General features: G+C 61.7%; 5 protein-coding genes, 2 tRNA genes and 2 rRNA genes (1 of these 9 only partly in view). 6 read left to right on the forward strand and 3 right to left on the reverse strand.

Going from position 1 to position 9,198, the window contains the following annotated elements; translation table 11 throughout:
* The first annotated feature begins 168 nt into the window (after window positions 1-168).
* Window positions 169-1,515, forward strand: a complete 1,347-nt coding sequence (locus tag LPJ38_RS09285) for an IS5-like element ISBj5_B family transposase (RefSeq protein ID WP_011084757.1) — start codon at window positions 169-171, stop codon at window positions 1,513-1,515.
* A gap of 67 nt (window positions 1,516-1,582) precedes the next feature.
* Here LPJ38_RS09285 and LPJ38_RS09290 read toward each other — a convergent pair whose 3' ends face one another.
* The 3 genes from LPJ38_RS09290 to LPJ38_RS09300 form a co-directional block, all read right to left on the reverse strand.
* On the reverse strand, window positions 1,583-1,849 hold the full coding sequence (locus LPJ38_RS09290; RefSeq protein WP_145643121.1) for a hypothetical protein: 267 nt from the start codon (window positions 1,847-1,849) through the stop codon (window positions 1,583-1,585).
* An 86-nt stretch (window positions 1,850-1,935) separates the two neighbouring features.
* Window positions 1,936-3,555 (reverse strand): NHL repeat-containing protein, encoded by a 1,620-nt coding sequence (locus tag LPJ38_RS09295; RefSeq protein ID WP_145643123.1) that lies wholly within the window; start codon window positions 3,553-3,555, stop codon window positions 1,936-1,938.
* A gap of 156 nt (window positions 3,556-3,711) precedes the next feature.
* Window positions 3,712-5,775, reverse strand: a complete 2,064-nt coding sequence (locus LPJ38_RS09300; RefSeq protein ID WP_145643126.1) for a M23 family metallopeptidase — start codon at window positions 5,773-5,775, stop codon at window positions 3,712-3,714.
* Window positions 5,776-6,503: 728 nt separating this feature from the next.
* On the opposite strand from LPJ38_RS09300, the gene LPJ38_RS09305 reads away from it, so the two are divergent.
* The 5 genes from LPJ38_RS09305 to LPJ38_RS09325 all read left to right on the forward strand — a co-directional run.
* Window positions 6,504-6,809 (forward strand): hypothetical protein, encoded by a 306-nt coding sequence (locus LPJ38_RS09305; RefSeq protein WP_208750702.1) that lies wholly within the window; start codon window positions 6,504-6,506, stop codon window positions 6,807-6,809.
* Window positions 6,810-6,858: 49 nt separating this feature from the next.
* Window positions 6,859-8,347 (forward strand): 16S ribosomal RNA (locus LPJ38_RS09310).
* A 220-nt stretch (window positions 8,348-8,567) separates the two neighbouring features.
* A tRNA-Ile gene (locus LPJ38_RS09315) sits at window positions 8,568-8,644 on the forward strand.
* A gap of 33 nt (window positions 8,645-8,677) precedes the next feature.
* Window positions 8,678-8,753: transfer RNA gene (locus LPJ38_RS09320), tRNA-Ala, on the forward strand.
* 398 nt (window positions 8,754-9,151) lie between these two features.
* Window positions 9,152-9,198: ribosomal RNA gene (locus LPJ38_RS09325) — 23S ribosomal RNA — on the forward strand (it continues 2,799 nt past the right edge of the window).
* The 16S and 23S rRNA genes sit together here with 2 tRNA genes alongside, the layout of an rRNA operon.

Below are 9,198 nucleotides of genomic sequence, written 5' to 3' on the forward strand. Positions count from 1 at the left end.
TCGTCCGTGAAGAAGGACTAAGCCACTGATCGGGAATCTCGATTTGGGCTAAGGGGCATTTCCAGATTGCAAGGTTTTGATGCTTTGGGCGTCAGAACCTTGCGATTTGGTTTTCGTGGATTCCCTCGAAGCGGGAAGCATGATTCCTTGTCTGCATCGGAGGGAACGATGCGGCCGAAGAAGCACAAGACGACGGGATCGAACGATCTGTTCCGGGCTCGGCTCGACCAGATCATCAATATGAAGCACGAGCTGGTTCTGCTCGCCGGCAAGGTCGATTGGGACTGGATCGACGGCGAGATCGCGCCGCTCTACAGCGAGAACGGCAGGCCCGGGATCGAGACGCGCTTCATGATCGGTCTGCTGTTGCTCAAGCACATTTACGGGCTGTCCGATGAGGAGGTGTGCGAGCGCTGGGTCCATGACCCATACTTCCAGTTCTTCACCGGGGAAGAGTTCTTTCAGCACACGTTCCCGCACGAGCGCTCGGACCTGAGCCATTGGCGCAAGCGGCTTGGCGACAAGCTGGAGTTGCTGCTGGCCGAGAGCTTGCGGGTAGCGCACGAGGCCGGTGCATTACGCAGCCAGGACCTCAAGCGGGTTACGGTCGACACCACGGTGCAGCCGAAGGCCATCACCTTTCCGACCGATGCCAAGCTGCTGCATGCGGCCATCAAGGGGCTCAACCGCCTGGCGATCAGGCACGGCGTCAGGCTGCGGCAATCCTATGCTCGCATCGCCAAGGCCGCCGCGATGATGGCCGGCCGCTACGCCCATGCCAAACAGTTCAGGCGGCATCAGCGGCAGTTGCGTATCCTGCGTAGCCGGCTGGGCCGGATCATCCGCGACATCCGCCGCAAGATCGAAGGCCAGCCAGCACTGGAGCAGGCGTTCGCCCTCCCGCTCGGCCGGGCCACGCAGATCCGCTCGCAGCAGCAGCGCCAGCGCGGCTGGAAGCTCTATTCCTTCCATGCCCCGGAAGTGGAGTGCATCGGCAAGGGCAAGGCCAGCGCGCCTTACGAGTTCGGCGTGAAGGCCTCCATCGTCACCAACAACCGCCGGGCTCCCGGTGGCCTGTTCGTGCTGCACGCCAGCGCACTGCCCGACAACCCCTACGACGGTCACACCTTGCGGGACGTCATTGACCGCACCGAGACACTCACCGGCTGTCCGATCGAGCGGGCCTATGTCGACAAGGGATACCGCGGCCACGACGCACAAAATCCCCGTCGCGTCTTCATCTCCGGCCAGAAGCGCGGCGTTTTCGGTGTCATCAAGCGCGAGCTGCGCCGCCGCTCCGCCATCGAGCCCATCATCGGACACCTGAAGGCGGAAGGCCACCTCGGGCGCTGCTACCTCAAAGGCCGCGCCGGCGATGCCGCCAACGTCGTCCTCTCAGCCGTCGGACACAACTTCCGCCGCATCCTCGCCTGGCTGAGATATCTCTTGTGCCTGTTCCTGGCCCAGCTATGGCGCACGCTCGCCCGGCCAGCCTCGATCAATCCGGCTTCTTAACGGACGACGATAAACCGCCCCGGGGAGCGCAATCTCTCCGGGGCGTTTTGTCGTGCCGGTAGGTTCGTCAAGCGATGGCAGACGCGGAGCCGGGATCGGTCGGGCCTTCCTCCTCGTCGTCCGCCTCCAGCTCCGACAGAATATCCACCAGCTCGCGCACGCGTCCCTGCGCGAGCGGCCGCAGATCGTTGATCATCGGCTCGTCATTGGCGAGCCAGGCCTGGGCTTCGGCGAGTTCCTCGACGGTTGCGCCGGTTCCGATGATCTGGGCAATGGTGACGTCGTCCGCCCGGTCCACGGACTTGACGACGTCGTCACGTGAGAGGCGCGTCATGGGGCGATCCTCCTGCTGGTCGGCTTCCGTCAGCGTCTAACCGTGAGCCCTGCGTGCAGTTCCGCGGTCGGGCTCGTCCGGAGGAGCTACTTCTTCACAGCCTTGTAGATCGCGTTCTCCACGTCCGACGAGAAGTAGATCACGCCGCTCGCCCCGACCGCCACTCCAGTCGGAACATGCGTCGGCAGGCCGCCCGGTGCGCCCACGAGGCCGATCGGAAGATTGGCCACGATCTCGGTGACCTTGCCGGTGTCCGGCGCGATCTCGATCAGCCGCCTGGCGCCGACTTCCGCCACGACCAGCTTGCCGTCGCCCGTGCGCGCAATGCCTTCAGGCATCTTCAGCTCCTTGGCGACCACGGTCTTTTCGCCGTTGCTGTCGATCCGGGACACGGTGCCTGCAAACGCCTCGGTGACGTAGACCTCGTCAGCCTTGCCGCGAACGAGACCCACAGGTCCTTCGAGGCCACCGATCAGCGCGGTGCGATCCTTGCCGTGCTCACCGCCGACCTTGACCAGCGACTTGGTGCCGAGCTCGGCGACCAGGATGCTGCCGTCGGGAAGCAGAATCGCGTCATGCGGCGCCTTGAAGCCGTGCAGCATGTCGCGCGTGGCGCCGGTCTTGCCGTCGATCACCTGCACCGTGCCGGTGAACCAGCTCGACAGGATCACGTCGTTGCCCCGCGCCGTCGCACTCATTGGATATTCGAGAGTGACGCCTGCGGCATGCATGCGCGCCTTCTCGGTGACCTCGCCGGTCGCGCCGTCCACGGTGCGATAGGCGAACACGTCGGCGATGTGGATCGTATCCTTGCCGTTCTCCGAGGTGACGCCGATGCCGCCGGGCAGAGCGAGCTTGCCGATGATGATCTGCTTGGCCTGCCCGGTCGCGGGATCGATCTCCTGGATGCCGTTGTCGGCCATGTTGGAGACGTAGATGCGGTCCTTGCCATCGATCGCAAGATTGTCCAGCGACGGTTTCAATTGCGCGATCATGGTCTTGGCGCCCGATTTGGGATCAACCCTGACGAGCTGGCCGAGCGCGGTGTCGACCACGAACAGGTTGCCCTTGGAGTCGAAATTCACCGCGGCCGGCACCTTGAAGCCGTCGGCGACGACGGTGAGCTCGGCCTTGTCGACGTCGACCTTTGCGACCTGTCCCTTGAACCAAAGCGGACCGTAGAGCTTGTCGTCGGGGCCGAATTCGAAGCCGTTGAGGCCGCCCATCTTCTCCATGATCTGGCGCGGCGGCTTGACGCCCTCGATGTCGATTTCATAGAGCGCATCGCCGAGGAAGACGGTGGTGGCGTAGAGCCTGCCGTCCTTGCGGAAGGCGAGCGAGTTGATGCCGGGAAGCCCGGAGGCGAGCTTCTTGATCGGGCCATCGCCCTTGCGCGCATAGAGATCGCCGGCGAGGAAGCCGGTCCAGGCCATGGTGCCATCAGGCGCGAACGCGATGTCGTCGGCCATTCCGACCGGGGCGGGGATTGCAACCTTGGCGGCACCACCCGCGATGTCGACTTCGTAGAGCGCCGCCCCCGCGACGCTGCCGGCAAACAGACGGCCGGCCTCGTCGATGCCGAGCCCGTGCACGCCATGGAATGCCGAGCCCGGGACCAGCTTGGTGACCTCCCAGGTTTCGGCCGAGACGCTCGTGGTGGAGAAAAGCGCAGCGACGACCGCTGCGCAGGCGAGCCTGTTCTTCATAGCGAGACCTCCCATTTTTTTTGGAAAGTATTCGCCCGTCATTCCGCTTTGGCAAACGAAACTTGACGTTGAAACGCAGCAAAGCGGCCTCGCCTCGCAGCGTCTCCCGTTGGAAATCCTGTTTGAAAATGCCCGGCCGCTACGGCCCGGCCTCTATCAGCGGTTGCTGACCTGCAACGGTCCGCCGGTTGCATCCGACATGCGGGCGATGGCGCCGCCGCGGCCGCTCATCATGCCGTCGAGCCGGTCGCGCTCCTTCTCGAAGCTTGCCAGCATCGGACCTTCCAGCGAGCGCCCGCGCGGCAGCTTCACGCGCATCGGGTCGACGAAGCGGCCGTTGACCAGGATCTCGTAGTGGACGTGCGGGCCGGTCGACAGGCCCGATGAGCCGACGAAGCCGATCACCTGGCCCTGCCGCACCTTCTTGCCGACTTCCATGCCCTTGGCGAAGGCCGACATGTGGCCGTAGGCGGTCTCGTAGCCGTTGGAATGCTTGATGCGGATGTACTTGCCGTAGCCGCCCTCGGGGCCGGCCTTCTCGATCATGCCGTTGCCGGAGGCGAAGATCGGCGTGCCGTAGGAGGTGGCCCAGTCGACGCCGGTATGCATCTTCACGTAGCCGAGGATCGGGTGGCGGCGGCCGCCGAAGCCGGAGCGCATGATGGCGTTGTTGACGGGCTTCCTGACCAGGAACTTCTTCGCGCTCTTGCCGGTCTCGTCGTAATAGTCGACGACGCCGTCGTCAGGGCTCTGGTAGCGGTAGTATTTCTTGGTCTCGCCGCCGACGGTGAGCGAGGCGAACAGCACCTCGTTCTTCTCGGTCGCCGTCACGCCCTCGTCTTCGCCGGCATAGAACACGTCGAACGAGTCGCCCGGCTGCACCTTGCGCTGGAAATCGACGTCGTAGGAATAGATCTTGATCATGTCCTCGATGACCGGCATCGGCACTTTGTTGCGCATCGCGGTCTCGTAGATGCTCTGGTAGAGCCGGACGCCGGAGCCGTCATCATCATCATCGTCATCGCTGCTGGCGTTGGCTGCCGCGTCGGCGACGGTGTTCATGCTGGAGACGTCGACCGCGACGTATTTGCCGAGATCGGACAGCGCCGCGATCGCCTCGACCATGGTGTCGTTGGCGACGACCACGCGATAGGGCTGCAGGCGCGCGCCGGGACTCGCAGGCGCCATCAGGATGCGGAGCTTCTCGCCTTCCTTCAGGCCGCCGTCGCGGCCGCGGGGGCCGAGCGTCGCGGTGATCGCCTTGATCTCCTCGGCGGTGGCGCCAAGATCGCGCAGCACGCCGGCGACGGTGTCGCCCTTCTTGACCATGTGGACGCGTTCGCCGTTGGGATTGCCGCCGGTGATCTGCTCCTTGGTCTTGGGCAGCAGCGTGACGTTTTCGGGCACCACGCGCGTCTCGAAGCCGGCATAGGGATCGGACGACGAGGATTCGGGCGCGTAGGCGCTTCTGATGTCGGAGGGGCCGGTCGCGCCGGAAACATCGGCGGTGGCATTGGAGAGCGAGGCGTAGCGCACCCCGCCATTGCCGCGCCAATTGGCGGCATCGCGCACCCGCATCAGGATGTCGTCAAGCGCCACCACGGCGGAAATCTTCGCCTTCGGCAGCACCGGCGACAGGTCCTTGGTGACGAAGGAGACTTCGGCGTCGGGCTCGACGGCCTCGGGATTGTTGGGATCGTCGGAGGCGGTCTTTGGATCGGAGCCGACGTCGGTGAGCAGGCGCTGCGCGTTGAACGGCGGGATCTTCGCCGACAGATCGCTCGTCGTCATCGACAGGTTGCCGGCGATGCGGACGAAGGGGCGCACCCGCATCACGTCACGGTTACCGACGCGGGCGACCGTGGAGACGCGCATGATGTTGCGCGAAGCCGTAGATTCGCTCGGCGGCGGCAGGCGGTCGCTCTTGTGCAGGGTGGCGGCGCGATCGCCGGCGCCGAAGGCACCGCGCAACGCGCCTTCGACCCGCTCCGGCACTTTGGCGAAGGTCATCTCGCCGTCGAGCGACGCGAAAACGGCGCCGCCGATCAGGGCCGCGCCGCAGAGTCCGGTCAGAATTGTCCCGCTGAACCATTGCACCGAGACGCGGCGCCGATCGATGACGGCGGCCTCAGAACCATCGACGGACAGCGGCGGCTCGTGGCCGAGATCGATGATCCCGGTCTCACGCCCGTAAGCGCCGCGTGACGTCCTGTGGTTCAACCCAAGTCCCCCAATTCAACGACCCAAAAGCCCGGTTTCAAGCCTCGTCCCCGGTCGCCCTCTTCGAGGCGTATCGCAGGAAAAAGGCAAGCCGCATAGGCGCTCGCGGTCAGAAGGCCCCGATGAGGGCCGGCCGGAATTACGAACAGCTAAACGGAAAAAAGGTCTCTCGAAGTCTCTCGAAGGTCGAAGGAAGGCCGCGTCATCTGCAAGATCGCCTTCCTCTGACCCCATCAAAGTCGCCGGCAGCCCCCACTGGCATCACCCGCGATTCAAGCTTGTCTCTTATCAGAACGCCGCGGGATTGTGGCTCAAGTACGGCGTCTAATATCGAAAAGTTTCCTGAACGGCCCGGGCTTGGCGGCCCGTCCAACTGGCGGGGGACAGCTGGGTTTGAGGGCGCGGAGGGGGCTAGCCCGGTAAGGGCGGGTCTTTCGTCCGTGGAGGGGACAGGGCGCGCTTGGAAGGGAGAGCCCAAGGCGGCTCCTGGAAGCCCCTCCGGAGCCCGCTGGGGCCCAAACTTTTTTTCAGATTTTTTACCGCGCTGCCCCGGTTCGCCGCTCCACGAGGCCTCTAATTGACTGGAATCGCTGGAATTTTTTCGACGATCCGCTGTGCGACGATTTGTTGACGATTGGCGTTGACAGCCCGGAAGGCGGGGCCTATAACCCCAACCACTGAGCGCGGCGCCGCCGGGTCACTGACCAAGGCGAGCGAACGCGCCACTGATGCTCCTCACCTTGTTGAGTGACACAACAGCCGACACAAATCGGTTGGAGTCATTCATCGTCGGTAAGGGTGTCGGAACCCTTCCTCCCAGGAAGGTTGAGGCCTCCACGGCTTCGGGCTGTTTGACAAGTGAAGATGAAGAAAGAGAAACGTGGACGGCGGAGTCCTTGCGGGTCTCGCTTCTGAAAAGCTTCGGCTTTTCTGATCGAGACCGGACGAAAGACTTCGGCGGTACACGTTTCAAAGGAAACACCATCGTTGCCAGCGATGTGAATCGCAGGCAGCACATCGACTTCGGTCGATAATGGTGGGACCTCGTCAAACGTTGTGATCAGCCGGTTCAAAGTTCAAGTCCAACTTGAGAGTTTGATCCTGGCTCAGAGCGAACGCTGGCGGCAGGCTTAACACATGCAAGTCGAGCGGGCGTAGCAATACGTCAGCGGCAGACGGGTGAGTAACGCGTGGGAACGTACCTTTTGGTTCGGAACAACACAGGGAAACTTGTGCTAATACCGGATAAGCCCTTACGGGGAAAGATTTATCGCCGAAAGATCGGCCCGCGTCTGATTAGCTAGTTGGTGAGGTAACGGCTCACCAAGGCGACGATCAGTAGCTGGTCTGAGAGGATGATCAGCCACATTGGGACTGAGACACGGCCCAAACTCCTACGGGAGGCAGCAGTGGGGAATATTGGACAATGGGGGCAACCCTGATCCAGCCATGCCGCGTGAGTGATGAAGGCCCTAGGGTTGTAAAGCTCTTTTGTGCGGGAAGATAATGACGGTACCGCAAGAATAAGCCCCGGCTAACTTCGTGCCAGCAGCCGCGGTAATACGAAGGGGGCTAGCGTTGCTCGGAATCACTGGGCGTAAAGGGTGCGTAGGCGGGTCTTTAAGTCAGGGGTGAAATCCTGGAGCTCAACTCCAGAACTGCCTTTGATACTGAAGATCTTGAGTTCGGGAGAGGTGAGTGGAACTGCGAGTGTAGAGGTGAAATTCGTAGATATTCGCAAGAACACCAGTGGCGAAGGCGGCTCACTGGCCCGATACTGACGCTGAGGCACGAAAGCGTGGGGAGCAAACAGGATTAGATACCCTGGTAGTCCACGCCGTAAACGATGAATGCCAGCCGTTAGTGGGTTTACTCACTAGTGGCGCAGCTAACGCTTTAAGCATTCCGCCTGGGGAGTACGGTCGCAAGATTAAAACTCAAAGGAATTGACGGGGGCCCGCACAAGCGGTGGAGCATGTGGTTTAATTCGACGCAACGCGCAGAACCTTACCAGCCCTTGACATGTCCAGGACCGGTCGCAGAGATGTGACCCTCTCTTCGGAGCCTGGAACACAGGTGCTGCATGGCTGTCGTCAGCTCGTGTCGTGAGATGTTGGGTTAAGTCCCGCAACGAGCGCAACCCCCGTCCTTAGTTGCTACCATTTAGTTGAGCACTCTAAGGAGACTGCCGGTGATAAGCCGCGAGGAAGGTGGGGATGACGTCAAGTCCTCATGGCCCTTACGGGCTGGGCTACACACGTGCTACAATGGCGGTGACAATGGGATGCTAAGGGGCGACCCTTCGCAAATCTCAAAAAGCCGTCTCAGTTCGGATTGGGCTCTGCAACTCGAGCCCATGAAGTTGGAATCGCTAGTAATCGTGGATCAGCACGCCACGGTGAATACGTTCCCGGGCCTTGTACACACCGCCCGTCACACCATGGGAGTTGGCTTTACCTGAAGACGGTGCGCTAACCAGCAATGGAGGCAGCCGGCCACGGTAGGGTCAGCGACTGGGGTGAAGTCGTAACAAGGTAGCCGTAGGGGAACCTGCGGCTGGATCACCTCCTTTCTAAGGATGGTTCTTCAGAAGCTCGCTTCTATCGAACCGTTTTAGAAACATCAGTGGCCAACAGATCGCCAGATCGTTGAGCTGCATTGGCGGGATTTCGCCGTCTACGTTTCTCTTTCTTCGCGGACGAACACGCGCCGGGGCTGCGCTGTGCGATTGCATCTGCGCTTGTCGCGGTTGCTTGCACGCAAGACCCTAGTCCTGATGAGGATAGCGTTAGGGGCTTGTAGCTCAGTTGGTTAGAGCGCGCGCTTGATAAGCGTGAGGTCGGAAGTTCAAGTCTTCCCAGGCCCACCACTTTCATCGAGCGAGCATTCGTCTTCTGGTTACGGGGCCATAGCTCAGCTGGGAGAGCGCGTGCTTTGCAAGCATGAGGTCGTCGGTTCGATCCCGTCTGGCTCCACCAGATGGCTTGATCACCGAGATCTTGTACCGTCGTCCGCGAAACATCACTTCGCATTCACTAGTCTGGATAGACAGTGAACTGCGTGTTTTCTGACATCGTAAAGAGGAGATCGATCCGAGTTGGGTCGTGCAGCATATCGTTGCGCGAGCCTTCATTATCTCCGGATCATTTTCGGCGCTCGACGCTGACCGCGAGGTTGGCTGCGAGTTGTAAAATGATCCTTTTAGCGAAGCTTGACCGCCTCGCTATCGGAACGATCTTACGAAGCAAGCTGGTCTTTCTAGTCAATGTCCGGCTGTACGTAGCATTCATCGAGGGTGCGCGCCTTAGAGACTTCGGTTTCTTGGCAATCGTACAGACAACATTCTGCCGAGTGTGTGGACATTGATAATGAGAGCAATCAAGTGCCTTAAGGGTGTTCGGTGGATGCCTTGGCGCTGAGAGG

This window comes from Bradyrhizobium daqingense, from assembly GCF_021044685.1.
GTDB classification, from domain to species: domain Bacteria; phylum Pseudomonadota; class Alphaproteobacteria; order Rhizobiales; family Xanthobacteraceae; genus Bradyrhizobium; species Bradyrhizobium daqingense.

Coding starts and splice junctions, on each gene's coding strand:
- LPJ38_RS09285 (WP_011084757.1), top strand. CDS start 169: ATGCGGCCGAAGAAGCACAAGACGACGGGATCGAACGATCTGTTCCGG.
- LPJ38_RS09295 (WP_145643123.1), bottom strand. CDS start 3,555: ATGAAGAACAGGCTCGCCTGCGCAGCGGTCGTCGCTGCGCTTTTCTCC.
- LPJ38_RS09305 (WP_208750702.1), top strand. CDS start 6,504: ATGCTCCTCACCTTGTTGAGTGACACAACAGCCGACACAAATCGGTTG.
- LPJ38_RS09290 (WP_145643121.1), bottom strand. CDS start 1,849: ATGACGCGCCTCTCACGTGACGACGTCGTCAAGTCCGTGGACCGGGCG.